Source organism: Hymenobacter chitinivorans DSM 11115 (assembly GCF_002797555.1).
In the GTDB taxonomy this organism is placed as follows: domain Bacteria; phylum Bacteroidota; class Bacteroidia; order Cytophagales; family Hymenobacteraceae; genus Hymenobacter; species Hymenobacter chitinivorans.
The window spans coordinates 2,875,196-2,901,398 of the sequence record NZ_PGFA01000001.1 but is presented as its reverse complement, the minus strand read 5'-3'; the positions used below and the strand labels follow the sequence as shown (position 1 = coordinate 2,901,398).

Annotated in this window: 22 protein-coding genes; 4 read left to right on the top strand and 18 right to left on the bottom strand. The window is 59.2% G+C overall.

Going from position 1 to position 26,203, the window contains the following annotated elements; genetic code table 11:
* Positions 1 to 57: 57 nt before the first annotated feature.
* The 3 genes from CLV45_RS12220 to CLV45_RS12210 form a co-directional block, all read right to left on the bottom strand.
* Positions 58 to 990 carry an amidohydrolase family protein gene (locus CLV45_RS12220; protein ID WP_157807445.1) on the bottom strand — a complete coding sequence of 311 codons (933 nt, stop codon included), beginning with the start codon at positions 988 to 990 and terminating at the stop codon, positions 58 to 60.
* A 152-nt stretch (positions 991 to 1,142) separates the two neighbouring features.
* Complete coding sequence (locus CLV45_RS12215; protein ID WP_100336631.1) at positions 1,143 to 1,679, bottom strand: pyridoxamine 5'-phosphate oxidase family protein; 537 nt, start codon at positions 1,677 to 1,679, stop codon at positions 1,143 to 1,145.
* A gap of 92 nt (positions 1,680 to 1,771) precedes the next feature.
* Positions 1,772 to 3,652, bottom strand: coding sequence for a serine hydrolase domain-containing protein (locus CLV45_RS12210; protein WP_100336630.1), 1,881 nt, complete (start codon positions 3,650 to 3,652; stop codon positions 1,772 to 1,774).
* Positions 3,653 to 4,166: 514 nt separating this feature from the next.
* Between CLV45_RS12210 and CLV45_RS12205 the strand changes: the two genes are divergently transcribed.
* Complete coding sequence (locus tag CLV45_RS12205) at positions 4,167 to 5,387, top strand: alpha/beta hydrolase-fold protein (RefSeq protein ID WP_157807444.1); 1,221 nt, start codon at positions 4,167 to 4,169, stop codon at positions 5,385 to 5,387.
* A gap of 172 nt (positions 5,388 to 5,559) precedes the next feature.
* On the opposite strand, the gene CLV45_RS12200 is transcribed toward CLV45_RS12205, so the two are convergent.
* The 12 genes from CLV45_RS12200 to CLV45_RS12145 all read right to left on the bottom strand — a co-directional run bounded on the left by CLV45_RS12200 (position 5,560) and on the right by CLV45_RS12145 (position 20,354).
* The gene (locus CLV45_RS12200; RefSeq protein WP_157807443.1) at positions 5,560 to 5,970 is read right to left on the bottom strand and encodes a DUF3592 domain-containing protein; all 411 of its coding nucleotides are present in this window, start codon (positions 5,968 to 5,970) and stop codon (positions 5,560 to 5,562) included.
* Between the two features lie 189 nt (positions 5,971 to 6,159).
* On the bottom strand, positions 6,160 to 6,579 hold the full coding sequence (locus CLV45_RS12195; RefSeq protein WP_100336627.1) for a hypothetical protein: 420 nt from the start codon (positions 6,577 to 6,579) through the stop codon (positions 6,160 to 6,162).
* An 86-nt stretch (positions 6,580 to 6,665) separates the two neighbouring features.
* Positions 6,666 to 7,301: a helix-turn-helix domain-containing protein gene (locus CLV45_RS12190; RefSeq protein WP_100336626.1), complete on the bottom strand. Its 636-nt coding sequence runs from the start codon at positions 7,299 to 7,301 to the stop codon at positions 6,666 to 6,668.
* A 412-nt stretch (positions 7,302 to 7,713) separates the two neighbouring features.
* Positions 7,714 to 8,646 (bottom strand): hypothetical protein, encoded by a 933-nt coding sequence (locus CLV45_RS12185; protein ID WP_100336625.1) that lies wholly within the window; start codon positions 8,644 to 8,646, stop codon positions 7,714 to 7,716.
* A gap of 390 nt (positions 8,647 to 9,036) precedes the next feature.
* Positions 9,037 to 10,215, bottom strand: a complete 1,179-nt coding sequence (locus CLV45_RS12180) for a hypothetical protein (RefSeq protein ID WP_100336624.1) — start codon at positions 10,213 to 10,215, stop codon at positions 9,037 to 9,039.
* Between the two features lie 5 nt (positions 10,216 to 10,220).
* On the bottom strand, positions 10,221 to 15,146 hold the full coding sequence (locus CLV45_RS12175; RefSeq protein ID WP_100336623.1) for a DNA repair ATPase: 4,926 nt from the start codon (positions 15,144 to 15,146) through the stop codon (positions 10,221 to 10,223).
* A gap of 44 nt (positions 15,147 to 15,190) precedes the next feature.
* The gene (locus tag CLV45_RS12170; RefSeq protein WP_100336622.1) at positions 15,191 to 15,565 is read right to left on the bottom strand and encodes a DUF3592 domain-containing protein; all 375 of its coding nucleotides are present in this window, start codon (positions 15,563 to 15,565) and stop codon (positions 15,191 to 15,193) included.
* A 225-nt stretch (positions 15,566 to 15,790) separates the two neighbouring features.
* Entirely contained in the window at positions 15,791 to 17,959 is a 2,169-nt protein-coding gene (locus CLV45_RS12165; protein WP_100336621.1) for a flotillin family protein, read from the bottom strand.
* A 90-nt stretch (positions 17,960 to 18,049) separates the two neighbouring features.
* On the bottom strand, positions 18,050 to 18,454 hold the full coding sequence (locus tag CLV45_RS12160) for a PH domain-containing protein (protein WP_100336620.1): 405 nt from the start codon (positions 18,452 to 18,454) through the stop codon (positions 18,050 to 18,052).
* A gap of 36 nt (positions 18,455 to 18,490) precedes the next feature.
* Positions 18,491 to 19,084 carry a hypothetical protein gene (locus CLV45_RS12155; RefSeq protein WP_170061847.1) on the bottom strand — a complete coding sequence of 198 codons (594 nt, stop codon included), beginning with the start codon at positions 19,082 to 19,084 and terminating at the stop codon, positions 18,491 to 18,493.
* Between the two features lie 134 nt (positions 19,085 to 19,218).
* Positions 19,219 to 19,935 (bottom strand): PspA/IM30 family protein, encoded by a 717-nt coding sequence (locus CLV45_RS12150; protein ID WP_100336618.1) that lies wholly within the window; start codon positions 19,933 to 19,935, stop codon positions 19,219 to 19,221.
* A gap of 20 nt (positions 19,936 to 19,955) precedes the next feature.
* Positions 19,956 to 20,354, bottom strand: a complete 399-nt coding sequence (locus CLV45_RS12145) for a type III secretion system chaperone family protein (protein ID WP_100336617.1) — start codon at positions 20,352 to 20,354, stop codon at positions 19,956 to 19,958.
* Between the two features lie 200 nt (positions 20,355 to 20,554).
* Here CLV45_RS12145 and CLV45_RS12140 point away from each other — a divergent pair, with 200 nt between their 5' ends.
* Together CLV45_RS12140 and CLV45_RS12135 are read left to right on the top strand one after the other, a co-directional pair.
* A complete protein-coding gene (locus tag CLV45_RS12140) occupies positions 20,555 to 21,346 on the top strand; it encodes an XRE family transcriptional regulator (protein ID WP_100336616.1) in 792 nt (263 codons plus the stop codon).
* Positions 21,347 to 21,395: 49 nt separating this feature from the next.
* Entirely contained in the window at positions 21,396 to 22,274 is an 879-nt protein-coding gene (locus CLV45_RS12135; RefSeq protein ID WP_100336615.1) for an alpha/beta fold hydrolase, read from the top strand.
* 276 nt (positions 22,275 to 22,550) lie between these two features.
* On the opposite strand, the gene CLV45_RS12130 is transcribed toward CLV45_RS12135, so the two are convergent.
* On the bottom strand, positions 22,551 to 23,540 hold the full coding sequence (locus CLV45_RS12130) for a hypothetical protein (RefSeq protein ID WP_100336614.1): 990 nt from the start codon (positions 23,538 to 23,540) through the stop codon (positions 22,551 to 22,553).
* A gap of 76 nt (positions 23,541 to 23,616) precedes the next feature.
* Positions 23,617 to 24,522: a histone deacetylase family protein gene (locus tag CLV45_RS12125; protein WP_100336613.1), complete on the bottom strand. Its 906-nt coding sequence runs from the start codon at positions 24,520 to 24,522 to the stop codon at positions 23,617 to 23,619.
* A 271-nt stretch (positions 24,523 to 24,793) separates the two neighbouring features.
* On the opposite strand from CLV45_RS12125, the gene CLV45_RS12120 reads away from it, so the two are divergent.
* The gene (locus tag CLV45_RS12120) at positions 24,794 to 25,057 is read left to right on the top strand and encodes a hypothetical protein (RefSeq protein ID WP_100336612.1); all 264 of its coding nucleotides are present in this window, start codon (positions 24,794 to 24,796) and stop codon (positions 25,055 to 25,057) included.
* A 97-nt stretch (positions 25,058 to 25,154) separates the two neighbouring features.
* Here CLV45_RS12120 and CLV45_RS12115 read toward each other — a convergent pair whose 3' ends face one another.
* The gene (locus tag CLV45_RS12115; RefSeq protein WP_100336611.1) at positions 25,155 to 26,171 is read right to left on the bottom strand and encodes a hypothetical protein; all 1,017 of its coding nucleotides are present in this window, start codon (positions 26,169 to 26,171) and stop codon (positions 25,155 to 25,157) included.
* Between the last annotated feature and the right edge of the window lie 32 nt (positions 26,172 to 26,203).

The following is a 26,203-nucleotide window of genomic DNA, read 5'->3' as shown; positions in this document are numbered from 1 at the left end:
CAGGCAGAAGCCCCGGGCAGGAAGGTGGCCGGCGGGGAGCCGACCACCTTCCTGCCCCTAGCGCAGGCCGTAGAAGGTAGCGGCGTTGTTGTAGAAAATGTCCTGCTTTTGCTTTTCACTCAGGAACGGGGCTTTTTCCACGCTTTCGATGGAAAGGCCGATGGCGTCGGGCCAGGCCATCTGGTCGGAGCCGTACAGCAGGCGCTGGCCGTAGCCGGCCGTGACCAGGGCTTGGAGGTAGCTGTAGAACTCGGCCCGGGGCAGGATCCAGTTGGTGACGGAAATATCGGCGTAGAGCTGGGGGTAGATGTAAAGCAGGGCCTTGGTTTCGGCCAGGTAGGGGTAGCCCATGTGCATAAGCTGGAGCTTGAGCCGGGGGTGGCGAATCAGCACTTCCTCCACCAGCTGCGGGTTGCCGAGGCGGGTGCGGAAGTTGCGGCAGCAGTCGTTGTAGGCAATGCCGGGAAAGCCCAGGCCGGTGTGCAAGGCCACCGGAATACCGCGCCGCTCACAGATGGCCAGGTAGGGTTCCAGGGCGGGGTCGGTGAGGGTTTTGCCTTCGTACTGCAAGCCCAGCTCCCCGAATACCCGAAACTGGCCTTCGGCGAAGAGGCGGCGGAAAGTGGCCGTATCGGGCAGCGGGGCGTGCTGGTTGTCGGGGTAGTCGAGGGCCCCGATGATGCGGGCCGGGTCGGCGGCGAGGTAGGCGGCTACCCGGGGCTGGCTGCCGGAGGTAACGGCCCGCACCACGTGGTGGCGCTTCAGCTCGGCCAGCGTTACGGCCACCACCTCGGCATCGGTGCGGTAGGCGGGCACCCGGCCGCTGACCGGGTTGGGTGGCGGGGTGGGGCCATAATCAGCGGCGGCGCGGGCGTGCAGGTGCACGTCGATGATGCGGCGCACGGGCGGGGCGGGTTGCTGCTGCGCCCAGCCCAGCCGGGCCGCCGACAAACAGACGAGCAGTGCGATACGAAGGTAGAGGTGGGGCATGCTAGAAAGGGGAAGTGAAGCTACAAGCATTAACTAGCGTAGGTATGGCGGCCGACACTGCGGAAAAGTAAATGAACTCGGCTATTTCCTTCGACTCTGTTCTTCCTGGTGCTGAGTGAAGCCCCGTGGCTGTTAGTTACCTGCGGCCTGGCTCAGATGCCGGTGGGCTTGCCGTCGAGGCTGCGGCCGTTGCGGTTGTGCCAGTACTGCTCCACCTGCTCGGGGCCGCGCTGTTCCATGTAGTCGTTTAGCTCGTCGCGCTCAGCCCGGTAGTCGAGGAAGGGCACGGCCATGCCGCAGGAAGTCTGCACCAGCTCCACGTCGACCACCAGAATCTGCCGGGCCCCGGGCAGGGCCGGGAACAGGGGCAGCAGGTCGGCCCATTCGGCGTCGCGGGGGTGGTAGAGGCTGGCCGTGCCGTAGAGGCGCAGGATGCTGGGCGGACCCTCGAAGGCGCACCACATCAGGGTAATGCGGTTTACTTCGAGCAGGTGGGCGGCGGTTTCGTTGCCGCTGCCAGTCAGGTTGAGCCAGGTCACGCGGTTGGGACCCAGCACGCGCAGGGTATCCTGGCCCTTGGGCGAGATGTTGACGCGCCCATCCGCGGCGGCCGTGCCCACGAAGAACACGTGCTGCCGCTCGATAAAAGCCTGGGTGTCGGCGCTGATGGCGGGGTATTGCTTGCCCATAGCGGAAGGGGAGGTTAGCGGGGGAGCAAGGTAGGACTGCCGGGCGCGGGGACCAAGCTTACCGGCGGCAAAACCAGTACGCCGGGCGCCTGCTACACCGACCACAACCCCAGACTCAGCCAGCCATAGGATGCCAGGGCGGCGGCCAGCCAGCCCAGGGCCCCGTAGGTAAGCAGCAGGTACCAGGCCACTATCCGGCTGCGGAACTGGCCGAAGCGGCGCAGCGTGAGTAGCAGCCCGGCGAGGCTGAACACGGCAAAGGCGAGCGGCCCCGCGCTGATGAGCACCGTACTCAGGCTGACGTGCCCGGCATCCCAGAGGTGGCTGGCCAGGCTGGCGAAGGCCCCGACAGCCGCCAACAGGGCCGTAATGGCCAGCAGGGGCAGCAGGCGGGGCAGCACCTGGGCGCGGGGCAGCCGCCGACGCAGGGCCAGAACGAGCCAGACCAACCCCGCCACGCTGGCCGTGAGCACCAGCAGCAGGCTCAAGCCCAGCAGGGCCGGCCGCAGCCACCACCAGCCCGCGCTGGCTTCGAGGAAGTAGCTCTTGGCCGTAACCAGGGTGCGGCGGCCGTCGTGGTCGTGGGTGAGAACGATGGAAGCCGCCTGCTCCCCGGGCCGGCGAAAAGTGAGCGGGCCGGTGGCCAGCAGGGTGTCGGGCTGGCCGATGAGGGGCTGCAACAGCAGCAGCTGCCCCTGCTGGGTGAGGTGCTGGTCGCCGAGCAGGTAGTCGGCCAGGCCGAAGATCTGGTTGCGGGGCGCCGCATTCTGGTAGTGGCCCAGGTAAGGCGCTACGGCGGCAGTATTGAGGGACACAGCCCGGGGCTCGGGCGGGGTGGGCGCCTGGCGCAGCAGAAATTCCCGCACCACCTTATCGATGCTGGTGGTGCGCTGGTCGCCGTTGTTGGATAGGGCATAGCCCACGCCCAGGGCCCGGTTGTAGGCAAAGGAGGAAAAGAACCCGTCAATGCTGCCGCCGTGACCCCGAAACACGGCTTTGCCGCGCCAGTTCATCGGCATGTTGGCCAGGCCGTAGCCGGTCGTCAGGCCGGCGCGGGCTTCAAGCGGCGTGTGGGCCGTTTCCATTTCCTGCCGGGCAGTGGCGGGAAGCAGCGCCGTGCCGTCGGGGGCCCGGAAGTCGTGGAGGAAGAACTGCACCCAGCGGGTCATATCGGCGGCGGAGGCGCTCAGGGAGCCGGCGGGCCCGGCGTAGATGGGCAGCGGCCGGATGCGCCGGTACTGGTCATCGGAGTAGCGGTAGCCGCGGGCCAGCAGGGGGTTGGCGGCGGGGCGCAGGTCGGCCGTCGCGTCGGGCATGCCCAGGGGGCGGAGCAGGTGCTGGCTCAGGTAGTGCTCGTAGGGCTGGCCGCTGCGCTTTTCGAGCAGGTAGCCGGCCAGCTGGTAGCCCGAATTGGAGTAGGACATCCGCTCGCCGGGCCGCCAGCGGCAGCGCAGCTCGCGCCGGAATACTTGCACGGCGGCCGCCCCGCGCGGGTCGGTAGCGGTGGTGTTATACATGTGGTTGAGACTGATGTCCTCAAAGCCGGCCGTGTGTTCCAGCAGGTGCACCACCCGCACCGGATCGGTGGCTTCCCAGGGGTTGTCGATACCAATTTCGGGGGCCAGCTGGCGTACTTCGTCGTGGAGGCTGAGCTGGCCCTGGGCCACGAGCTGCAGCAGGCCGGTGGCCACGAACATCTTGGTGATGGAGCCCAGCCGAAACAGCGTATGGGCCGTCACGGGCCGCTTGTTTTCCACGTCGGCCAGGCCCAGCCCGCCCTCGAACAGCACCGTGTCGTGAGCTACTATGGTAAGCATCAGCCCCGGCATGTGCTCCCGGCGCATGATGCCCTGGATGGAGTCGGTGAGCTGGGGCAGGGTCGTAACGGTTCGGGCCCCGCGTGTGGGTTGGGGGACCTGTCCTACGGCCGAGTTGAAGGCTCCAAGTAGGGCAAGCAGCAGAAGCTTTTTCAAGGCAGGTGCGCGTAGAGGTGGAATAGAAGGGCGGAAGATAAAGGTTTGGCAGAGAGTATAGCGGTTTGTGAATAAATGCGGGGCGACGGGTGCGGGGAGAGTAGCCGCAGAGGCGGGCCGGCACCCGAGTGAGGCGTTGGGGTAGGAGGTGCTGTAACAATGGTACGCACCGGTGCCAAAGCATTTACCGGCGCGGATTTAGGCGCAGCCGTGGTTCAGACCAACCTTGATAAGAGGCTGGGCGCCCCGCTAAAACGAGTACGCCGCCCGGGTTTCTCCAGGCGGCGTGGGTTCGGTTTGCCGCTGACGCGGCAGTGGAGGTACAACCTCCACGTTATGGCTGGTCACGAGTTACGCTGCGCTAAACTCGCACCAGCGGGAGGAGTCAGGAAGTGTACTAGATGGTAGAATCGAAAACCACGACGGAGTGATTCAGAGGCATGTTTCTCTGGCTTTTGTTCCTACCTTCGCCGCTGTAAATGGGTGTAGTTTCAATTTTAGATTGTATAATCCTGTGAAAGCTTTTCTTTGTTTTTGCGCACTTGTATTCACTCATTTCTGTGCTGTTGCGCAAGGGGATAATCCCTTGCTTATTGGGTTTGAAGAAACTATTTCTTCGAAAATATTAGGGCAAAAACGCACCGTGCTGATTCATATTCCTACAAGCAACGGAGGAAATAAGGTTAAAGACCGAGGGCGTTATCCCGTGGTTTATTTATTGGATGGAAGTGATAATTTCAACGCAGTAGTAAGTATCCTGGAACATATGGAGGAATCAAGCCTGTGCCCTCCCACGATTGTGATTGGGATTGTACATGCAGATAGGCTGAGTGAGCTCACAACCGGCACTGAAAAGGAGTTCCCTAACTTTGTTGGCAGCGGTGAGAAGTTCATGTCCTTTGTTGAAAAGGAATTGATTCCCTATGTCGACGCAACTTATCCAACTACAACGTACAGGACCCTTATTGGTCACTCAGTTGGAGGCCTGACAGTTGTGAATACGCTTCTTCACAATCCAAGCTTATTCAATTCGTATGTTTCTCTCGATGGGGCGTTGTGGTGGAATGATCAAAAGGTGGTGAAAGAAGCCAAGACGATTTTACCCGCTCACAACTACAAAGGGAAGAAGTTATTCCTGGCGATGGCCAACCGCTTGGAAAGGGGAGTTGATACGCTAAGTGTTCAAAAAGATACAAGCAGCACTACGGCTCTTATTCGCAGCAATCTTACGTTCATTCAAGAGCTTGCTAAGAATAGAAAGAATGAGTTACGCTTCAAATACAAGTATTACGAAGCTGATGATCATTCTTCCGTAAGGCTGATTGGCGAGTATGACGCCCTTCGATATGTCTACGATTTTTACAAGCTAAGAATTTACGATAGTGAATTAAAAAACCCTGACTTTGCTCTGGAGTCATTATTAGTTGCCCACTACAAGCGGGTGTCTGAACAGATGGGCTATACCGTCAAGCCAAGTGAAAGCCAGGTGAATAACCTCGGTTATCAAATGCTGCGAACTAAGCAGTTTAAAAAAGCCGAGTCTCTATTTAAACTTAACGTAGCCAACAATCCGAGCAGCGCCAACTGCTATGATTCCTTAGGTGATTTTTATCTTGAAACAGGGCTTAAAGCTAAAGCTGTTGAGTGCTTTAAAAAGGCGTTAACTCTGCAAGTAATTCCGGAAACAAAAGTTAAGCTAGAGGCACTATTGAACGATAAAAAAACCGGCAAATAATTGTTGTTCTGATCTGAATTAAGAGTAGGCTGAAAATAGAAAAGGATTTTACTCCCGCTTCAGTGCCTCCCGAATATTGCTCAGGCTCACTGTCAATATTCTCCAGCTTGTTGAGCAGCTGCTAGATCTGGCCGGCGCAGGAGTGGCGTAGGTAGAAGAAGCAAGGATGCAATTAGTCTATTTTGGAAAAGAACCCACCCAGAATAAAGACAATACCCAAGACCATGAAAAGCAGGGGAGTTGCCTTATGCTCCGTAGTGGCAAGCACGAACTCCCGCGGCTTTTCAGAATTGTAGTAGACGCCAATGGTGTCGCCGTCCCGATGGTAGCTACTTGAGGGACTAGCGGCAGATTGTCCGGATACCGGTTTTTGGTCCTGGGTATAGAACCGCACGATTGGGCCGTTGTCGTGGCCGATAACCGTGCCCGTCGTAAACTGCCCGTGGCGCACAAGCCGCTGCCGTTGCCGCCAGAGCCACAAGCCCCACACAAACAGGATGGCGCCGGAGAGAAGAAACACTGGATTATCTGTATTCAAGGCTTGCACGATGATGTCCGTTATTCTCGCTTTAGTGCTTTTCAACTTACCTTGCCGCAGTCATTTGGCGGGGCAGCAAGGTAAGGCCGGCGCAGGTTGGTGCCAAGATCATTTGCAGTAAAAGGTGCTCCTCATGGGCGACCGTCGCCGGAGGGCAGCCACAAAAAAACGACCCTAGTCCGCAAGGCTAGGGTCGTTCGGGAGGCTAGGCTGCCGGCTCGGGGCCGGAGCCGCTTAGGCGCTAAGCGTGGCCCGGTGGCCGGCAATACCGGCCAGCACGCCAGTCAGGACCGTAACCTGGGCTTGGGTCTGCACCCCATTGACGCTGCCCAGAAACCGGTTGGTGCCGGCGCTGACCCGGTTGTTTTTCAGAATCTTTTTGCGCTGCGCCTGGAGCAGTTCCAGGGCGTCGATGGCATCCTGGCGTTGCAGGTTCGTGAGGCCGGCCGCGTTGACCTCGCCCTGGGCCCGCAGAATTTCAGCATCCTTTTTCGCCAGGGCTGCCGCGCCGCTGGCCTTGCTGCGGTCGGCGCGGTCGTCGGCCAGGTCCAGGCCGGAATCAATGTGGGTAAAGGTCTTCAACTCGAAGGTGACCTCGGCGGTAGCATCGTCGCACTCGGCCTGGGTGGTGAGAAAACTGTAATCGGGTTCCATAGGTAACAAACAATAGAAAAGTGGAAAAAAGAGAAATAATACGATGTATGAATATTGAACGTAATCAGCAGATTTACAAGGGTTGTTTATAAAATAGTTGCCAGCGCCTCGGCCTCGGCCAGCAGCCCGGCGGCCTGGGCCCGCAACCGGTGCAGGCGGGTAGTTTCCGCCACGGTGAGGGGCCGGGCGCGGTGGTGCAGCCAGCTGCGCAGCCAGCGGGCATGGTCGAGGGCCCGCTGGGGGTCGGTGGGGTCGGCGGCCTGCTCCAGGGCCGCCGCCAGGGCCTGCGCCGCCGGGGTAACGGGCTCGGCCGGGTCAGCGGGCGGCGCACCGGGGTCGGGCGGGAGCAGGGCCGGCAGGGCCGCTTCCCAGCGGGCCGCCACATGAGCCCGCCCCGCCAGCACCTCGGCCTGAGCCAGCAGCCCCGCCGCCCGATGCAAACACTCCCGCCGTCGAAAGTCCAGATCAGCCGCATCAGGCGCGGGCGTAGCCGGGGGTAGCGGGGCATCGGTGGCCGGAGCAGCCGGCACCTCCGGCGGGGGCAGCCGAAGCAGCAGCGGCAGCAGGGCCACGCGTACGGGGTGGGTGAGGGGCCGCTGTCCGGCCTCAATGGCTTGCAGCAAGGATTGACTCACGCCCAGGTATAAGGCCAAATCGGTTTGGGTAAGTCCCAGCCAAGCCCGCACCCGAGCCGGTAAGGAAGTGGAAGCGCGGCGCGGCATAGAGGGTTGTGGTAATTTTCTTGAATTGTGCAGAAATTACCACAAATGGGAAAGGGATTTTGTGGTAATTTCTATCAAAATATAAAATTTTACCACAAATAGCCACACTGCCTGGCTACTTACTTTAACCCAGCTTGTCGCAACCCTTACTGATAAAATGAGCCACCGTTAAAACGAGTACGCCGCCTAGAGTTCTCTGGGCGGCGCGGTATCGGTTTGCCGCTGGCGCGGCAGTAGAGGTACAACCTCCACGTTATGGCTGGTCACGAGTTATACTGCGCTAAACTCGCGTCAGGGAGGGGTGTTAGGTCTTTTACTGCGGCTTCTATGTTGATTCAGCTTCTTTATATCGATTTAGCTGAAATTTTGTTGGTTACGAGCTGCAAGCTTGCGGCAATTGAGTTACAGTTGTTTAATTCTGTTTGTAAGAATAACGTTCGAATTCGGGGTCGTAAACTACGGGAAGTAGGTAAGTTTTATCATTGCCTTTATCACGCTTGTCTGTTACTAATACATCATGAACATTCTTGCTTTTATCCATTAATGCTTTGCTGTATTCACGAGCTCGGTTAAGAATGCCAATGAAGTTATCGTATATAATCATAGTAGTGTGAAACTTTTCTGTCCATTCTTGAAACGAAATAGCTCTTACTTGAGAGTGTGGGTCATCTTCTATGTAATTACCGAGCTGCATGTAATCTCCTTGAAATATAAAATTAGAATGAGCAATTGAATTTCTTAGTTGAGTGAAGTATGAAAGCTTTAGAGCGTCATAAATCTTAGGTGAGAATTTTTTTATTTTATCACGTATGTACTTGCGGATAATGTCATGGCGTACACCTGTTGCGCCAGAATCACGCGCACTCTCATAAATCCTAAAATTCCAATCATAAGGTTTTCCTTCCAACATTCTTGCAAATTCATACAAGGTTTTAATAAAGTAATCCGATTCCCATATTTTAAGATAAACTAGTGTCTCAATGTGTATGGTTGAGGCTTCAAAATCAACATGTTTGTCTCTCTCATTCCAGTTTTGAGCTTCAATTAGTTCTTGTATTTTTGCTGTCCATTCAACGTGAGTAACCTTAGCAGTCTGCGTTTGTCTATACTGATTAATGAATTGATAATGGGTATAATAAGACCATCCAATGCGGCCCGGTCCTATCACGTGAGGATTAAGGGTTACTCCTTCAAATCTTGTTACTGAGGGGTCATAGGTGCCATTCTGATGAAGTAATATTATGTCGCCCGGATGGTTCTGATTAACAATAGCTAGGTTGAATAGCTTTTCAAACTCGGGGTTTAATTCTTGCGCCTTGGATTTGGTTAAGTCTGAGAACAACATAAAGTGTTGGTAAGTGTGTGAAAAAGTTGAGAGTTTGTTGGAGAATTAATATGGCTCCCTATAACGCCACCATCAGCCCTAATTGCTGGCTCTAAAATTCCCAAGAGACTCTTAGTTGATAGATGGGCGTTTTATCGCCTCTCGAATCCCACTCAGGCCCCCAGCAATGCTTTCCAATTTATCTAGCATCTGCAGAAGCTGGCCGGCACCGGAGTTGCGTAGGTTGCTAAGCTATTCAAAAAGTCAGACTCGGCCGTAGCTTCGGCGGCCCTGCGCGGGATGCTCGCGGCGGAGCCGCTCCGGCGAAGGCGTCACTCGGCACAGCCGAGCAACTAGGAGAAAGTAGGGCTATTAGGTGTTGGGACCAAAGTCATACAAGGGTAATTACAGCTAGTTAAATCTAGATAGCAAGTAGTTAGCCTCAGATTCAAGAGCTTTAGTGTAAACAGCTGCTACTTTAATTTCAGGTTCTTCTTTGTGGTATATTCTTCTTGTAATAATAAGGATAGTGTCTCTACATACTTTGTTGTATACGTTCTTGAGCATGTCTACATCGAAAGAAGTTTCTGTTTGAAATATGTCCATATCTAAGCTTGGGAATATTTCTGTATCAATAAATATTATCTTGTTCTTGTAAATGGAATTTATATGCTGCTTTTTCTTCTCTTTAAGAATATTTTCCAGTTTTTTATATATCGCAGTCTGAGGAACTTGGAACATACTTTGCGTACCGCCAATCAAATGTATCATCTCACCCTTGTTTTCCTTCGGAGATAAATAGAATAGTACGTCGTAGTTTTTTATTTCTTTAGCTTCAATCAGAGATGCTTCATTGTAATTCGTTGCTGTAAAGGTTCCTGTTCTGTCTTCAACTGTGTAATCTATCTCATTAAATCCAGTATGCTTGTTGAAATTATCAAAATAAGTGCTGATTTTTTCTTCAAATGATTGACGATAATTTCCAGTAATAGGTCTAGTCATTTTAATGCCGCATATCATACCTATACCTTTGTTTATCTTTCTGGACTTGATGTAGAAAACCTCCATGAGTCTTTTCTTTATATCTAATTCTTCTATCTTAGGCATAAATACTTTTCTGCATTCAAATAAAAATATTTTGCCGTTAATGATGCATGTTCCCTCTATTTCTTGTAGCCCAACAGTGAATTTCTTTTTGTTTTCGATTTTGCCTTTGTCTAATATATTGAATATAAATAATTCATAAAAAAATGTCCTAAGGTTTCTGGGATTGTTTTTTATTCTGCGTATCTCATCATAAATGTTGCTTTCTAGCGTATGGGCGTATTGTATCAGTAATGCTATATGATACAGTGCTCCGATACTTCCCAAGTGGTTCATATTAGCTAAGAGCTGATGTATCCATATGGTTTTATCGAGTGGAATGTCAATACCTGTTTTTAGATAGAAAAATTTTTCTCCGAAACCAGCTTTCAGTTGTTCGTATATAAAAGTTATTTTTTCTCTAGAAACATTTGCTTTGATAAGATAAGGTGACGATATAAGAAGGGCATTCTTATGCCACTGTTCGAGTGTATTGATTAAAGTCATACCTATTACTTTTTCAGCGCCTCCCGAATCCCGCTCAACCCGCCGGCAATATTTTCCAGCTTATCGAGCATTTGCAGGAGCTGGCCGGCGCCGGAGTTGCGGAGGTTGTCGAGGTAGGTTTGCTTGATTTGCTGCCAGCGGGCGGCTTGCTCGGGGGTGAGCCAGCTCAGCAGCTCGCGCAGCTTGAGCAGGTTGGCTTCGGTGGCGCTGGTCAGGGTTTGGGCTTCGCTTTCGTAGTGGGCGGCCAGGAGCTGTTCGATTTCCTGGTCGTTCATCACGGGGCGCACTTTCTCGGCCAGCTTGTTCATGTTGCGGTAGGAGCCTTGCAGCTTGAACGGCGGCTCGGTGCGGTAGGCGTCGGCCTGGGCGGCGCTGGCAATGTAGGCCGCATTGACGCGGGCCACTACGTCGCGCAGGCGCAGCAGCTTTTGCAGCACGGCTACGTACTCGTTGAGCTCCTCGGGCGTGTGGTTGCCCTCGAAGCTGAGGCCGTCCTGCTGCCCGGTTTCGGCGAGGCGGATGAGGGCGGGCACGTCCTGGGGGCTTTGGGTGGCGAGGCGGGCCAGGGCGGCGTTGCTGGTGAGGGCGTTTTCGAGGTAGGAGAGGCGGAAGGCGTCTTCGGAGCCGGCCGTGAGAATGTCGCCCAGGTTGTAGATGTCGGCGCGGTTGGCCAGCATGTCGGGCAGCTGAAATACGTCGCCGCTTTCGGTGTAGGGGTTGCCGGCCATCACCACGCACACCTTGCGGCCGCGGAAGTCGTAGGTGCGGGGGCGGCCCTGGTACACGCCCTCAATCTTGCGCTGGGCGTCGCAGAGCGAGATGAACTTCTGCAAAAACTCGGGGTTGCAGTGCTGAATGTCGTCCACGTAGATCATCACGTTGTCGCCCATCTCGAAGGCCAGGTTCAGCTTTTCCAGCTCCTGCCGGGCCCCGGCGTTGGGGGCCTGGGCGGGGTCCACGCTGGTTACGGCGTGCCCGATGGCCGGCCCGTTAATCTTCATGAAAATGAGGCCCAGGCGGTTGGCCACGTACTCCATGAGGGTAGTTTTGCCGTAGCCGGGCGGCGAGATGAGCAGGAGCAGGCCCATGAGGTCGGTGCGCTTGCCTTCCCCCGCCGTCCCGATCTGCTTGGCCAGGTTGGCCCCGATGATGGGCAGATACACCTGGTCGATGAGGCGGTTGCGCACGAAGGACGTGAGTACGCGGGGCCGGAAATCTTCCAGGCGCATATCCTCGGCGGCCCGGGCCAGCAGCTGCTTCTTCACCTCCTGAAACTGCTCGTACTGGGCCACCGTGGCGCGGTCGTAGTGCAGCAGGCGGCGGCGAAAATCGGGGAAGTCTAGGGTATAGTTGTTGGTTGTTGGTTGTTGGTTGTTAGTGGTGATGATGCGCGGGTGGGTGCCCTGGAAGCCTTCGAGGGTTTCGCGCAGGGGCGTGTGCACTACGCGGGCGGGGTCGTAGGTAGCAGTCAGCAGCAGCACGGCGCACTCGTTGCAGAAATCGGAAAGGGTAGCGGCAGCCGGCGCCTGGCGCAGGTAGGCCTGTAGCCACTGCCGAATCAGGGGCAGCTGGGCGGCGGGCTGGTCCTGCAGGCCCGTCACCGACTGCTGGAACAAGTCGGTGGCCTGGCGCTCCTGCAGCTGCTTCTGGAACTGCTGGTACAGCTCGGCGGCTTCGGCGGCAATGATAAAGGTGCCGGTGTGGGTCAGCTCGTGGAAAAGGTAGTCGCCGGCTTCCGCTACCTGGGCAGGGGTGAAAAGGCCGGTTTGCTCCGCGAAGTGGTCCACGGCGGTTTGCAGCTCGGTTTTGAGCTCATCGAATTCCTGGGAATCGGGGAAGACCTGGAGCAGCACCCCGATGCCCTGCAGCTGCCGCTCCCAGTGGGCACGCTGGTCGGGGTTGGCGAAGCGCAGCCAGTAGAGAGCCGCGGCGGCGCGGGTGTCGGCCGGGTAGCGGAGTAAGTCGGCGGTGCGGGTGAGGCGCACCAGGGCCGTGAGCAGCAGGGCCGCGTCGTGGTCGTGCACGCCTTTGAGGTAACCTTCCTGGTAGCGCGCGGCCATAAACTGCTGCACGTAGGTGAGCAGCTCGGCGGCACTGAGGTGGCCTAGCTCCGTTACCGACAGCACCGCAACGCGGCCGGTTTCCGGGTCGGCGGGGGTAGGGTGCTGGGCGGCTTGCAGGATGCGCCAGGCCAGAAACTCGGCCCGGTACACGTCCTGGTTTTCCGACACCACGGTTTGCTCCCACACGGGCTTGGAGGCCAGCAGGGCGGGGTCGGTTATCTTCTGGAAAAAGTTGGTGCCGGTGAGGTGGTAGTGCAGGTCCCCGTCGCGCAGCACCACGGTCAGCTCCAGGGGCTGGGTGTTCACCGTGAAGGCGTGCGGGCCAAACTTGAGTGTCTGGCCGCCGTCGGCGAAGAGGTCGGCCCGGTCGCGGAGCTGGCGCACAGCATCCTCGCGCAGGGTTTTCAGCCGGCTCTGCACATCATCCGACTTCACCGAGTCGCCGAGGTTAAGCAGCTCCTGGGCGGTTTGGCGCACCTTTTCCACCATCACGTCGGCGGCAAAGTACCCGTTGATATCCGCCACCGATTCCAGACGGCTGAGGCGGCTTTGCACCGCTTTTAGCAGCCGCTCGGCGCTTTGCAGCAGGGCCGTGGCGTGTTGGTTGCGGGCCGCTACCAGGGCGGTTTTCTTGGACTCAAAGGCTTCGACTACCTGCTCGCGCCGGGTGGTGAGCTGCTCGATGAACTGGTCGAAGTCGGGAAACTTGCCTTCCAGTTCCTCCAGCTGCACCATGAGCTTGGTCAGGTACTCGTCGCACTTGGCGGGCGTGTCGGCCAAATCCAGGTAGTTGGTGAGGGCCTGTTCCAGCAGCTTGAGCTGGGCGGTAAACTCGGCTTGGGCCTCGGTGCCGGCCAGGGCCTGCCGCCGCCGCTTCAGGGCCGCCCGAATCTGGTTGAAGCGGGCGTACACTGTCGAGATGTTGTCGATGATGGCCGTGGTCTGGGTCGGGTCGGGGATGGGTAGGTTGCTCACCACCTCAATCAGCAGCTCCAGCTCCTGGGCCACGGCGGCGGTTTCCTGCTCGCGCTGGTCGGCCTCGATGGTTTTCTGCACCTGCTCCACGCCGTCGGCAATGGCCTGCACGCGCTGGGAGTAGGGGGCCAGGGCATCGGGCTTGAGCAGGAAGTCCACGGTTTGCAGGGCCACTTCCTTGCTCAGGGCTTCGAGGTCAGCGGCGTGCTTCTCTACCGCCGGCAGCTCCACGTAGCGCAGCTCCTTGAGGGAAATTACCTCGCCCCGCACCCCGCGCAACTCCCCCAGCAGCTGCACGAACTCCGTGACGGAATCGGGGGCCGAGCGGCGGATGCGGCCGGTCAGCTCCTCGGCTTTCTGGAACACGGCCGCGGTTTGCTGGGCGGTGTTCTTGCGGATGCTCTGCACCTTCTCGAACTCTTCCACAGCCGCCGTGGCCGTCTGCCGGATTTCACCCAGGGGCTCGGCCAACGCCTGGGCGGCCGGTTCGCGCAGCCAGTGGTAGCTGTCGGTGAGGGCGGTGGTTTGGCGGATCAGGTCGAGGTAGAGGCCGGCGTAGGAATCGTCCTTGCCGGTCAGCGTCAGCACTTCCTGCACCTCGCTCATGGCCCGCACAATCTCCTTGTTGCCCAGCTTGTAGAGGTAGGAATCGGAGGTGACGGGCAGCTGGAAGTCCGGGGCGGTGTAGGGCGTTTGCCAGATCTGCACGGCGTGGTGCTTCTTGGGCTCGTCATCGGCCCGGAAGTAGCACAGCTCCCCGTTCTCGAACAGGGCGTAGCCGTGGCACACAATCGGGTTATCGACGCGCTGGGCAATGCGGTTGTAGCTCAGCAGCAGGTAGGTGCCGTGGTCCTTGTTGAAGAACACGTACAGGAAATCCTCCCCGTTCGGCGACACCACCCGCTTCTCAAACAGCATGTCGCGCAGGCCATTATCGAACAGCTTATTGTCGCCGGTTTGCAGGTAGAAGCCGTGCGGGAAAATCAGGCCTTGCCCATCGGGCAGCAGCACGCAGGCGTCGGCCAGGGCGTCGAGGCGCTGGGCGGTTTCAAGCTTGTGGTTGAAGATGAAGTAGCGGTACTGCTGCTCCTGGTAAGGCCGGATTTTGAGCAGAATCAGGTTGCCGATGGCCGCGTAGTAGATTTCCGAATCGTCCAGCGTCTGGTCTTTGTTATCGACTGCCTCGCTCAGAATACCGTGGCCGGTGCTGGTGTTATCCTCGACTTTGATGGTCAGATCGCCGCCAATGGTTTCCACAAACACCTTGTCCTCGATGCTGATGTGCGGGTGCTTGCCGCCGCGCTGCATGTCACGGGTGGCGCGCTTCCACTGGAACTCGTGCTGGGGCGGGAAGGTGTACTCGTGGTCGGAGCGGTTGTCGATGTAGGTGAGTGTTTCGCCCTGCATCAGCCACTTAAACGTCTTCACGTCCGAGGCACTCTTGCCCACCCGAAACACCATGAACAAATGCACGCCAATGACGGCGAACTTGACGAACTGGGTGTTCTTGTAGTAGCGGTACAGGTTGCGGAACTCCTCCAGAAACTGCGGATTCTGCAGCAGCTCCAGCCCCAGCGGCCGGAAGTCGTGCGCGGCGTACTCGTACACCCCGAATACGTCGGCCAAATCCGGCTCCGCCTTCAGTCCCAGCACCACGTTGTAGCCGAAGATGAAGCGCTGGCCCACCGGCACCATGTCCCAAGGCACGCAGTTGTTTTCGGTGGTAATGCGGCCGGTGCCCAGCAGGCGGGTATCCACGGCCCCGAACACCTGCTTCCGCTCGGTATTGAGCAGGTCGAGGCGCTGGCGCAGGTCGGTGCTGCTTTTGAGCAGGCGGTTGCGCAGGATTTCGTAGGTGCCGGTTTCGAGTTGGGTGGGGGCTTGAGCTTCCATAGGAGGGCAAGGCACAGATCCTTGCAAGGAGAAAAAACGGCTGATTAGTTGGTCGAAGGCCGCAGCTTGGCCTTCAGAATAGCGCTGGATGGATCGGCTTTAGAATAGATGACGGCGGTGGTGTCGCCTTTTTGGTGGGTGCGCAGAAAGTTTCTGGTTACCCTGGCTCTGAGAGAATACTCTGCGCCGGCCACGGTGTACTGCACGGTTACACGCCTGCCCTTATAGGTTCTTCTGCGGGTGATGATGCCCGTAGCGTACCCCGGGTTTTTCAGAATCAACGCCCGCGTTTTGTCCCTGTCCGCTTTGATAAAGTAGACGACCCCCGCAAAGAAGGCAATACCGAGAACCAGCCCAAGGACGATGCTGATTACTTGCCGGGTTGTAGTGGGCTGGTTGGTAGAATCGGGTGTTTGCATGGATAGGTGGCTAGCGCTAAAAACTAGTTCCCCTCCTCAGATGACTCGGCGCATAAAGCCGACCGGGGCTAGGGGTGGTTGACTGATCGTTGAACAGGTTTTAGAATCTAGCTCTAGTAGTTGTTCTGGTGTTTCAACCACCCCAACCCCGGTCGGCTTTATGCGCCGAGTCATCTGAGGAGGGGAGCTAGTTTTTAGCGCTAGTTTAAGAGAGGTCTATTTTCCTTACTTCAGCTCCAGCATCTTGGCCGGCTTGTCGCCAATACCCAGGGCCACGGCCGTGCTGGCCAGCTCCGTGATGGTGTTGCGCGTGGCGTCGTCGCCGGCTTTGTTCATCATCTTCAGCAGCAGGGCCGACACGCTCAGGTTCTTTACTTCCTCGGCCGAGAAACCGAACTGGTCCACGAAGCGGCGCAGGTTGGTTTTGAAGTCGCCGCCGCCGTCCAGCGAGAAGAAGGCGTCTTTCACGGTGCCCAGCACTTCGCTGTTGTGCACGGTCCGGTCCACCATCTTGCCCTTGGTAATTGAGCCGATAATTTGGTCGAAGAACATGGTTTCGCCGCCCACAATGTCGATTTTGGCAGCTTTGAGGGCCTCGCCAATCACCTCGGCCTGGGAGGCGGCAATGTCCTTCTGAATGTTGATCTGGGCCAGCTCCACCGACTTGTCCTTGTCGAGGCGCAGCTTGAACTCCTCGTGGTCTTTGCCCACCCCGTCGAGCTTTTTCATGGCGTCGGCCTTGGCTTCGATGCCCTTGGCTTCCACCGCAAACTTCTGCTCCGATACGGCGGCTTCGGCCAGGCCCTTCTTCTGGTCGGCGTCGGCGCGGGCCTGGATGATGTCGGCGTCGGCCAGGCCTTTTTCGCGGTTGATTTTGGCCGCTACCAGGCCCAGCTTCTCGTCGGCTTCGGCCTGGGCCCCGGCTTTGGCCTGAATGGCCTGGGCTTCGGCCGTGGCGGTAAGCTGCAATACGGTAGCCTGGGTTTCGCCTTCCTTCTGGCGGGCGGTGGCCTTGGCCTGCATCACCTGGGCCTCGGCCAGGCCCACGGCCGTGGCCTTGCTGGCTTCGGCTTCGGCCAGAATCCGGATGGCCTGACCCTTGAACTCGGCGGCGGCTTTTTCGGCTTCGGCGTCAATCAGGGCCTGCTTGGCGCGGAATTCGGCCCCCTGCTTCTCCATTTCAGCGTTGCCCACGAAGTTGATGGTGGCCGTGTCGTTCTGCTGCTGGGCGGCGGTGAGGGCCACCAGCTTTTCGCGCTCGGCCTGGGCCTGGGCGCGGGTGTCCTTGATTTTCTCCTCCTCCTGCACCGTGGCTTTTTCCACCACGATTCGCTCCCGGATAATGGTCTGGATGTTCTTTTTCTCTTCTTCCAGGGCCTTTTCCTTCTCAATCTGGGCCAGGGCCACAATCCGCTCCCGCTCGTTGGCTTCCAGGGCTTTGGCCTGGGCTACCCGCTCGGTTTCCACCGCGTCGGTGCGCTGCTTGTTGCGCTCGGCTACCAGCACCTGCCGGTCGCGGTTTTGCTGGGCAATGCCAACTTCCTCTTCCGTCGCAATGCGGGCTTTTTCAGATTTGAGCTTCTCTTCCTGCTGCACCTTCTCGGTTTCGGCCAGCTCGCGGGCCTTGATGTTGGCAATTTCGCGCTTCTGCTTTTCCTGATTTTCCACCAGCTGCTTATCGAGCTGCAGAATGGTTTCCTGGGCTTCCACGTCCTGCTTCTTGATGGTTTTCTGCATCTCGCGGGCAATGGAGTTGGCCTGAATCTTCTGCTCCGAAGTCAGGGCCACAATCTTCTTGATACCTTCGGCATCCAGAATGTTGTCCTGGTTGAGGGCCGTCAGCGGGGTTTGCTCCAGGTAGTCGATGGCGCAGTCGTCGAGTACGTAGCCGTTCAAATCGGTGCCGATGATGCGCAGGATTTCCTGCTTAAACTGCTCCCGCGAGTTGTAGAGCTCAATAAAGTCGAACTGCTTGCCCACCGTTTTCAGGGCTTCCGAGAACTTGGCGTCGAACAGGTTTTCCAGAGCCGTGGGGTCGGAGGCGCGGCGGCAGCCAATGCTCTGGGCCACCTGCACCACGTCGTCGTGGGTTTTGTTGACGCGCACGAAGAAGTTGACTTTTACGTCGGCCCGCAGGTTGTCTTTGCAGACCAGGCCCTCGGAGCCAGCCCGGGCAATGACCATGTTTTTGAGGGTGATGTCCATCACCTCGAGTTTGTGCAGCACCGGAATCACGAAAATACCGCTGAACGAGACTTTCGTGTCGCCCAGACCGGTGCGCACCAGGGCCTCGCCCTGTACGGCCTTTTGGTACATGCGCACCACAATGGCGATGATGCCCAGCAGCAAAACCCCAAGCACTACCAGCACGGCGAAAGAGAGTTGACCAATCATAAAAAGGGGAATAGAAGTACGGGCAAATGAAGGAGTTGAAAAACGAAAGACGGGTTTGGGGTAGGCGGCGCAGCAACGTGGCCGGCGAAATTATTCCAGCACAATTGCCGGGTTGAGCTGTTGCAGGGCCGCTACGAAAGCAGCTTTGTCGCGGGGCGAAATCAGGAGCTTGTTAAAGGTATGATAACTGATTTCGAGTCGGTCGAGCGAGGGCGCCGGGGAGCTGAGCGGGTTGTGCGTGGGCCGGATTCGGGTAATGCTCTGCACCGGTACTCGCCAGGCAAACGGCCCTGCCGTCACGTGCAGCTCGGCGTCGGTGAGCGTGTAGCGCGTGCTCAGCAGCAGAAAGGCGACAAACGCCCCGGCACTCAACGGAATCAGGGCTTTCAGCCACTCGCCGGCCAGCACAGCGTAGGCCGCGTTGCCGAGCAGCAGCGCCAGGATGGGGCCGAAAAGCCACCAGCTAATTTTGGCGGGAAATACACGGGTAGTCATACTAGGGACGGTAGCGGTTAGGATAAGAATGCCGGGTTAATGGGAGTCGTAGGGTTCGATAAGGTAGCAGCGGCCGGTTGCGCTGTAGTCGATAACCAGGGCGGTGTCGCCCTTAAGCAGCTCGGCGTCGGAGGCCACTTTCACGTTGAGCATCAGCGTGTCGCCGTTGGTTCGGACCACGGCTTGGCCCAGGTGGTGTTGCGAGGCCGGCAGCAGCACCGTGCAAACCTTGCCAATGGGATTGGTAGCGCCGGCCTGGTCTTGTTCCAAGGTAGCAAAGAGCCGCACAAACGGCGTGGTTAGCACTTTGGCCACGAGCAGGCTGCCCACCAGCAGCGGCAGCAAAAACGCCAGGCCCAGCAGCCAGGAAGTGTTGTGGGCGTAATAGTTGAGCAGAATGCTGCCGGCCCAAAGGGGCAGAGCCACAAAACTCAGAAACACCATCAGCGGTACCCGGCCCAGGTTGAAAAACGCCAGGGCGTGATTGAGCCAGCTCACGCTCAGGGCGGCATCGTGGGGCACGTCGTGGCCGCCCTCAACGTGCAAATCCAGGGTTTTAAAGTCGAGCAGGCCCAGAATAACCGTGAGCCAGTAGAGCAGCACGAAAATCAGCAACCCCGTTGCCAGCAAATTTGGCGGTAAAACGGCGGCTTGGGCTAATTCGGTCATCGGCATAGGGAGGGCAGCTTAAAGGTAGGAAAAATGCTGCGCGGGTCAACCCGCCACCCCGAAGTCCCAGCGGGGGCCGGGCCAGCGGGCCGGGGTTACTGCGGCGGCGAATTGAGTCCCAGCTTGTCCTTGAGAGCCTGCAGGTCGGTGGCGACCTGCCCGGTGCTGCTCTGCTGCAGGGCCTTGTCGATTTCCTGGTCGACGGAGCGGTTTTGCTGGGCAATCTGTCCGTAGGATTCGGCCAGGGCTTCCTCGGCGGCCACGCGCTCCTTCATCCGCTCGAGCAAGCTCACCGTGCCCGAGGAGTCAATCTGGGCCAGCTGCTGGTTGATGGTCTTCGTGGCGGTGCTCACCGTGACGCGGGCCTTGAGCGTTTTGAGCTCGTTTTCCCACTGACTGATGGTTTGCTTGAGCTGCTGCACGTTCTGGTCGAGCTGGGTGGCCGAGGCGGCAAGCTTCTCCTGATCGGCGGCCGCGCGGGTGGCGTGGGCCTCGTTTTCGGCTTTTTTCAGCAGGGCTTCGCCGGCCAGCCGGTCGGCCTCGGCCGTGGGCAAATCACCCTTGTGGGCCCGCTGGAGCAGGAGCACGGCCTTGTTTTCGTAGTCCAGGGCCTTGGCGCGGAAATCGGCCCCCTCGTTGCGGGCCCGGATAACCATAGCCTTCACTTCGGCCAGGGCGTGCAGGCTTTTGTCGAGGTCCTGGCGCAGGTCGCGCAGGCCCTGCTCGGTCATTTTGATAGGATCTTCCAGTTGGTCGACGGCGGAATGGGCTTCCGACTGCCCGATTTTGAAGAGGCGGCTGAAAATGTTCATGGCGGGTTGGACTACGGGGTTTAGGCTTTCGAAAAGGCAATCAGCTCGTCGCTGAATTCGCTTAGCAGCAGGGCTAGGGAGTTGAATACCGCTTCCAGCTCGGGCAGGTCGAGGTATTCGAGCTGCAGCGTATCGCGGAAAATGACCTTGCGGCCCGAGTCGTCGAGCACGAAGGCGCCGTGAATGATGTCGCGGTTTTTCTGGAGCAGGCGCTGGTACACCTCGCAGCTCGGGCCAGGCAAATCCAGCAGGTGTTGCTCCAGAATCAGCAGGGGCTCACCGCAGCCCAGCACCAGGTGCTCAATGCCCAGTTCGGGCCGGCTCACGACCAGAATGTTGGTGGCCGGGTCCTGGTGGTGAACGGCGAAGCCGAGCTCCAGTAAGTAGCGGTGAATTTTGGTGAAGTAGGCGTCGGCCATATAAAGCAATGAAGTGGAAGAATAAGCAGAAAGTAGCAAAAGCTGGATAGAGTATGAGCAGGGGGGCGGATTTTAGCTAATGGCTCAAAAAAATAGCGGGCTTAGCAACCAGGTTCTGGGTTATGTGGTAGCTTTACGGTGCAAGAGTACTCAAAGTTTTAGATGTGCTCAAGCTTTGAGCGAAATATTTTTCCCCTGCTATGTCCTACGTTGGTAAGAACATTCGCAAGATCAGAACGGTTAAAAAGCTGAGTCAGGCGGCTTTTGCGGAATTATTTGGCCTGGCCCGGCCCAGTGTGGGTGCTTATGAAGAAGGCCGCTCCGAGCCCAAAATGGAGACGCTGATTCAGATTGCTCAGCATTTTGGCTTATCGGTAGACTTGCTACTTACGAAAGAACTGACCGTAAACGAGCTCTACCACTTCGATATTTACCAGAAGGAGGCTGCGCCGGTGCCGGCTGCCAAACCCGCCGCCCTGGCCGACCAGCAAGCCGCGGTAACGCCTTTCGTGCCCGCCCGCCGCCTGCTCGAATACATTGTGCAGCACCACAACGCGGCCTTTCTTGATGCGCTGCCCCCGCTCACGTTTCCGCACAGCCTGGGGCCGGCCACCCGCGCCTTTGAAATCGTCGGGGCCGAAATGCAGCACCAGCAGCAGGGCCTGCGCCACCAGGACGTAATCCTGTGCCGCCGCGTGGACCTGGCCGCGCCCAACCTGCGGGTGCAGCGCATTTACGCCTTCGTGACCCAGAGCAAGCTGCTGGTGCGCCGCCTGGCCGAGCGAATTTCCGATACCCACCTACGGTTGCGGGCCGACAATCCCGACTACGGCACCGAGGAGTTTGCCCTCGACCAAGCCCTGGAAATCTGGGAAGTGAAGGCCGTATTTACCACCCATTTGCGGCCCCCGTCCACGCTGGAGGAGCGCCTGACGCGGCTGGAGCGGCAAGTGGAAGAGCTGCTGGCCCGTCTCAGCGAGCAGGAAGACTAAGCTCGTCGGCCGGCCGCTGAGTCGGCGGGAAGTGCGGATATTTGCCGCCATGACTACTGCTACCACGTCCGCACCGCCCCCGGTACCCCCGGCTCTGAAGCTGCTGCGCCTGAAGTTTCGGCTGTTGGCGGCCGTATCCACGACGGCCGCGTTTCAATCAGCCTGGCGGCTGTTTACCACGCCACGCCGGCTGCCGGTGAAGGCCTGGGAAGCCGCCGCCCTGGCTGAAGCAAGCCGCTTCGAGGTGGCCTTTGGCCAGGGGCAGCTGGTGGCCTACGAGTGGAACCCGGCCGGGGCCTGCACCGTGCTGCTGGTGCACGGCTGGGAGCATCGGGCCAGTTTCTGGGGCGCCCTGGCGCAGGGACTAGCCGCCGCCGGCTACCGGGTCGTGGCATTCGACGGGCCCGCCCACGGGGCCTCTTCGGGGCGGCGCACCACGTTGCCCCTGTTTGGGGCCGCCATTCAGGCGGTGGCCGACGCGGTGGGGCCCATCTGGGGCGTGGTGGCTCACTCGTTTGGGGCGGCGGCCACGGCGGGGCTGCCGGTGTACTTCAATGGTGGGCAATTGCTGCCGCGGCTGGTGCTGCTCAGCGTGCCGGGCAGCACGCCGGCCGTGTTCGGGCGCTTTGCCGAGTTGCTACAGCTGCCGGCCAAGGTCGCCGCGCGCCTGGTGGAATTTGCCGAAGCCCGCCACGGCCGCACGGCCGAAAGCTACAGCCTTACCCAGGTCGGCCACCAGGTGCCGGCCGAGCGGGCCCTGCTGCTCCACGACCGGGCCGATGAAACCATTCCTTTCCAGGAGGCCGAGGCCATTGCCCGCAGCTGGCCCGGCCTCGACTTTCGGCCTACTCAGGGCCTGGGCCACAACCGCATCATGCGCGACCCGACGGTTTTGCAGCAGGTGGTGGAGTTCCTGGGTGAAGGGTAATGGGCTAATTTTTAATGTGGGGAATGTGTAGAATGTGGGGAATGGGTAGAATGTGGGGAATGGGTCATGGCGAGCGAGGTGCGGCCACCCATCCGCTACGCAGGTCGTCTCGCCCTTTTACCAGAAAGCTCTTTCCCGTAGCAACGAGAAAAAGCTTTTTACACTAGAAGGCGCCGCACATTTCAGCGGACGACGTGCTTCGGATTTCGGCCTCGCAAGGACACGGGTATTCATTCCGCACATTCTCCACATTCCACCACATTAACCATTCGCACATTAAATGCTGTTTCCTTCGGTGGCGAGCTGGCGGAGCAGGTCGCGCAGGTTTTCGGGGTCTTGGATGAGTTGCTCGACGCGCTGGAGGTACTCGGCTTCGGCTCGCAGGTGGCGCTTGACTTGGCGCAGCTCGGCTTCCTGTTTTTTGCCCGTGGCGGCAAAGGCGCTGCTGGTGCCGTACTTGAGCTCGTTCATGCGCTGCTTGAGCTCGTCTTGCTGCTGGCGCAGGGCCTGGGTGTAGCGGGCCAGCAGGTCTTCCGATTCGGCATCGGCCTGGCCCGGGGCGTGTTCCGAGAGCAGCTGCAGCAGCGTGTAGAGGTCGTTGGCCTCGTAGGCCCGGGTGATGCGCTGCATCCGCTCCGTCTTTTCCTGGGCCAGCAGCGGGTCCCGCTCCAGGTCGGGGTGGTTGGCGCGGGCCAGCTGGCGGTATAAGTTCTTGGTGTTGCCCAGCAGCTTCTGCTGCTCTTCCTGGGCGGCTTTTTCGGCTTCCCGGGCCTTCTTGCCCTTGGTTTTGCGCTTGGTCGGGCCGGCCTCTGCTCGGGCGTCGGTGGTGGGCCCCGCCTGCGGGCCGGTGGTGGGCTCTTCTGCGGCCGGAGGACTAGCCGTGGGGGCGTGGCGCTGAAAGACGTCGGTGACGTCCTCCCCAAACCGCTCGTGCAGGGATTGGGCGTTGTGCAAAATCAGCTCCTCCAACTGCCGCAACTCGGCCCGGCTGAAGTAGGGCAGGAGCAGAGCTTCTTCCAGAGGCGCAAACAGGCCGCGCCGGGCCGCTACCACCGTTTGGGCCAGCGGCCCGACCTGCTGCCAGTACCGCCGCCGGGCTTCCGATTGGCCTTCTTCCAGCTCCCGTAGCCGTTCCCGCAGGTTTTCCACATCCTGAATGGCTTGGCGAAAAGCCTGCTGGGCGGGCGTACCCGGGGCCGGCTCCGGGGCCCGGACGGGCAGGGAGTTGGCGGCAGGAAGGTCGGTGGCGGGGTTGTGCAGGTTCATAAGGCAAAGGTAAGCAGGAAGGCAGGCGCCGTACAGCTGCCCACTAGTCCATCAATTTCTCCATTCACCACTTCACTTATTCACCATAGAGCTCATACGCCACCCGAAAGGTATTGCAGTGCGCATCCACGATGTCGCCGATTCGCTCGGAGTAGCCGCCGCCCATGCTCACGGCCACCGGCAGGCCGCGCTGCCGGCAGAGGCCCAATACGAATTCGTCCCGGGCGCGGCAGCCGGCCTTGGTCAGGGCCAGCTTGCCGAGCTTGTCGGTGGCCAGCACATCCACGCCGGCCTGGAAAAAGATGAAGTCGGGCTGCACGCTGTCTACCAAGCTGGGCAGCACGCCGGTGAGCTGCCGCAGGTAGCCCGCGTCGTCGAGGCCCAGGGGCAGGGCCACGTCCAGGTCCGACTGCTCCTTGCGCAGCGGATAATTGGCCCCGGCGTGCATGCTGAAGGTAAACACCCGGGGCTCGTGGCGGAAAATGCTGGCCGTGCCGTCGCCCTGGTGCACGTCCAGGTCCACGACCAGCACCTGCCGCGCGAGGCCGTGATGGAGCAAATGGGCGGCGGCAATGGCAATGTCGTTGAGCACGCAAAATCCTTCGCCCCGGTCGGCAAAGGCGTGGTGGGTACCCCCGGCCAGGTTCAGGGCCACCCCATCCCGCAGGGCCCGCCGCGCCGACTGCACCGTGCCGGCCGAGCTACTCAACGACCGGAGCACCAGCCGCTCGCTCTGGGGCAAGCCCAGGCGACGCACCTCGGCGGCCGAAAGCTGCTGGTCGCGCACTTTGTGCCAGTATTCCATGGTGTGCACCCGTAGCACGTCTTCCTCGGCACACAGGCCCGGGTCGTAGAAATCGTGGGGTGGGGCAATGCCTTGCCAGAGCAGTTGCTCCCGAATCAGCTCGTACTTGGCAATGGGGAAGCGGTGGCCGACGGGTAAGTCCAGGGTGTAACGTTCGGAAGTGGCGAGGCAGGGCATGCGGGAGCAAAACGAAGCGGATGAGCAGACTCTACGAATATGAAGGCTAAAAGGGCCGCCGAAGGAGCTGGTACTCCGGCCCTAAAACTGCACGCATAGCCTTGCTTGCGCAGGAAACTAACCCGAAGCAGGCTCCGTGACCCCGCAAACCGGGACAAAATGGCGGCGGTGCCGCAGCTGCGCCGCAACCAAAGCCCGCCAGCTTAGTACACCGTTAGGAAGAATCCTCGCTACTGGATCCGAACTTCCCACCCATCTTACCTTCCAGGTCATGGCAACTTCCTTCTCCGACCCCTCCGCCAACAACACCCAGCTAGTCCGCTACAGCATTGAGGTGCCCGTCATGACCACCCCGGAAAGCCTAGTAACGGTGCGCGAAATCCTGCAAAACCACCACCTGCTGGTCGACCAGATAACCGATGGGCAGGTCCACGTGGCCTCCGCCACCGGTGCCGAGCCCGACTGGCCCGCCATCAAGCAGGCGCTGGAAGAAGCCGGCTACCCGGCCACCCACACCACGACCAGCGAGGACTAACCGCTCCACTTTTTGCGTTCTACTAGACTACGGGTAAAACAGAAAAGAGCCTTCCGCATCGTGCAGAAGGCTCTTGTTGCTGATTATAACCGGCTGGTTAGCGGGCAATGATTCCCTTGTAGGGATTGTCGATGTAGTTCAGGTCGAACGAGCCCAGGTTTTTGAAGTAGCTGTTCACGAGCTTAGCCGGGTCGGTGGCCAGCTCGCCGCGGCCGGGTACGTCGTTGCCGTCGTCCCAGGCCCAGGGGGCGTTGGCCCCGCCGTTGCCCTTGCTTTTCACGAAGCCGCCGTCGGGGCTGGTAAACAGGGCCGTGTTGAAGCGCTGCTCCCAGAGGCCGTTGGGCTCGAAGATGTCGACGAGCTTGTAGCGTACGTCCCGGTCGTCGGCCGAGGCCGGGGCTTCGGCCACCGTGGCCGAGGGGAAATACTTGATACCGTCGCCGTTGAGCTTGTAGTACGGGAAGGCCTTCAGACCGTGGCCCTTGGCCTCCTGGGCCGTCACGGGGTGCAGGCCGCCGTTGAACTGCTCCATCGTCAGGCTGCCGTCGAGGTCCTCCTGATTAGCTTGCAGCGGCGAGCCAGCGGGCACGAAGGAGTAGAAGTCGGAGTGGGCTACCGTGACGATGCCCTGCAGGTTGCCATAGGTGCTGCCGTCCTTTTTCACCACGGCCAGCAGGCCTTCCAGGTCATTCTCGTGCTCGTCAATGTTGTAGAGCAGCACGTTGTCGGTCCAGTCGCGGGGGTGGAAGAAGGCGTAGGTAATAAACCAGTGCGTGCTGGTTTCGACCACCGAGTAGTAGCCGTGCGCCGCCGCCGTGCGCGAGGCCAGGTTGTTCCAGTTGTTGGTGCCCACCCAGTCGCCGTCGAAGTTGATGGCCGTCAGGTAGTCGCCTTTACCGCTCAGACCATGGTCCCCGGTTACGTCGGTATCCTGGTAGTGCACCGGGGCCCAGCGCAGGGCCAGGCCGGCTTTGAAGGCGGCTGTAGCAGCTGCCGACTGCGCCGCGGCTTTGGGCGCTACGTCCGGCTGCTCGGCGGTTTTGTCGCAGCCCGTCAGGGCCGCGAGCGTGAGGCCCGTGGCAAGCAGGGCCGCCTTGGAAAAGAATGGTTTCATAGGGGTTGGTTGGGGTTGAGGGTGAAAGAAGG

Bases quoted from the DNA above. Each gene is read 5' to 3' on its own strand.
- CLV45_RS12220 (WP_157807445.1), bottom strand. From the start codon at position 990: ATGCCCCACCTCTACCTTCGTATCGCACTGCTCGTCTGTTTGTCGGCG.
- CLV45_RS12215 (WP_100336631.1), bottom strand. From the start codon at position 1,679: ATGGGCAAGCAATACCCCGCCATCAGCGCCGACACCCAGGCTTTTATC.
- CLV45_RS12195 (WP_100336627.1), bottom strand. From the start codon at position 6,579: ATGGAACCCGATTACAGTTTTCTCACCACCCAGGCCGAGTGCGACGAT.
- CLV45_RS12190 (WP_100336626.1), bottom strand. From the start codon at position 7,301: ATGCCGCGCCGCGCTTCCACTTCCTTACCGGCTCGGGTGCGGGCTTGG.
- CLV45_RS12185 (WP_100336625.1), bottom strand. From the start codon at position 8,646: ATGTTGTTCTCAGACTTAACCAAATCCAAGGCGCAAGAATTAAACCCC.
- CLV45_RS12180 (WP_100336624.1), bottom strand. From the start codon at position 10,215: ATGACTTTAATCAATACACTCGAACAGTGGCATAAGAATGCCCTTCTT.
- CLV45_RS12175 (WP_100336623.1), bottom strand. From the start codon at position 15,146: ATGGAAGCTCAAGCCCCCACCCAACTCGAAACCGGCACCTACGAAATC.
- CLV45_RS12170 (WP_100336622.1), bottom strand. From the start codon at position 15,565: ATGCAAACACCCGATTCTACCAACCAGCCCACTACAACCCGGCAAGTA.
- CLV45_RS12165 (WP_100336621.1), bottom strand. From the start codon at position 17,959: ATGATTGGTCAACTCTCTTTCGCCGTGCTGGTAGTGCTTGGGGTTTTG.
- CLV45_RS12160 (WP_100336620.1), bottom strand. From the start codon at position 18,454: ATGACTACCCGTGTATTTCCCGCCAAAATTAGCTGGTGGCTTTTCGGC.
- CLV45_RS12150 (WP_100336618.1), bottom strand. From the start codon at position 19,935: ATGAACATTTTCAGCCGCCTCTTCAAAATCGGGCAGTCGGAAGCCCAT.
- CLV45_RS12145 (WP_100336617.1), bottom strand. From the start codon at position 20,354: ATGGCCGACGCCTACTTCACCAAAATTCACCGCTACTTACTGGAGCTC.
- CLV45_RS12140 (WP_100336616.1), top strand. From the start codon at position 20,555: ATGTCCTACGTTGGTAAGAACATTCGCAAGATCAGAACGGTTAAAAAG.
- CLV45_RS12135 (WP_100336615.1), top strand. From the start codon at position 21,396: ATGACTACTGCTACCACGTCCGCACCGCCCCCGGTACCCCCGGCTCTG.
- CLV45_RS12130 (WP_100336614.1), bottom strand. From the start codon at position 23,540: ATGAACCTGCACAACCCCGCCACCGACCTTCCTGCCGCCAACTCCCTG.
- CLV45_RS12125 (WP_100336613.1), bottom strand. From the start codon at position 24,522: ATGCCCTGCCTCGCCACTTCCGAACGTTACACCCTGGACTTACCCGTC.
- CLV45_RS12120 (WP_100336612.1), top strand. From the start codon at position 24,794: ATGGCAACTTCCTTCTCCGACCCCTCCGCCAACAACACCCAGCTAGTC.
- CLV45_RS12115 (WP_100336611.1), bottom strand. From the start codon at position 26,171: ATGAAACCATTCTTTTCCAAGGCGGCCCTGCTTGCCACGGGCCTCACG.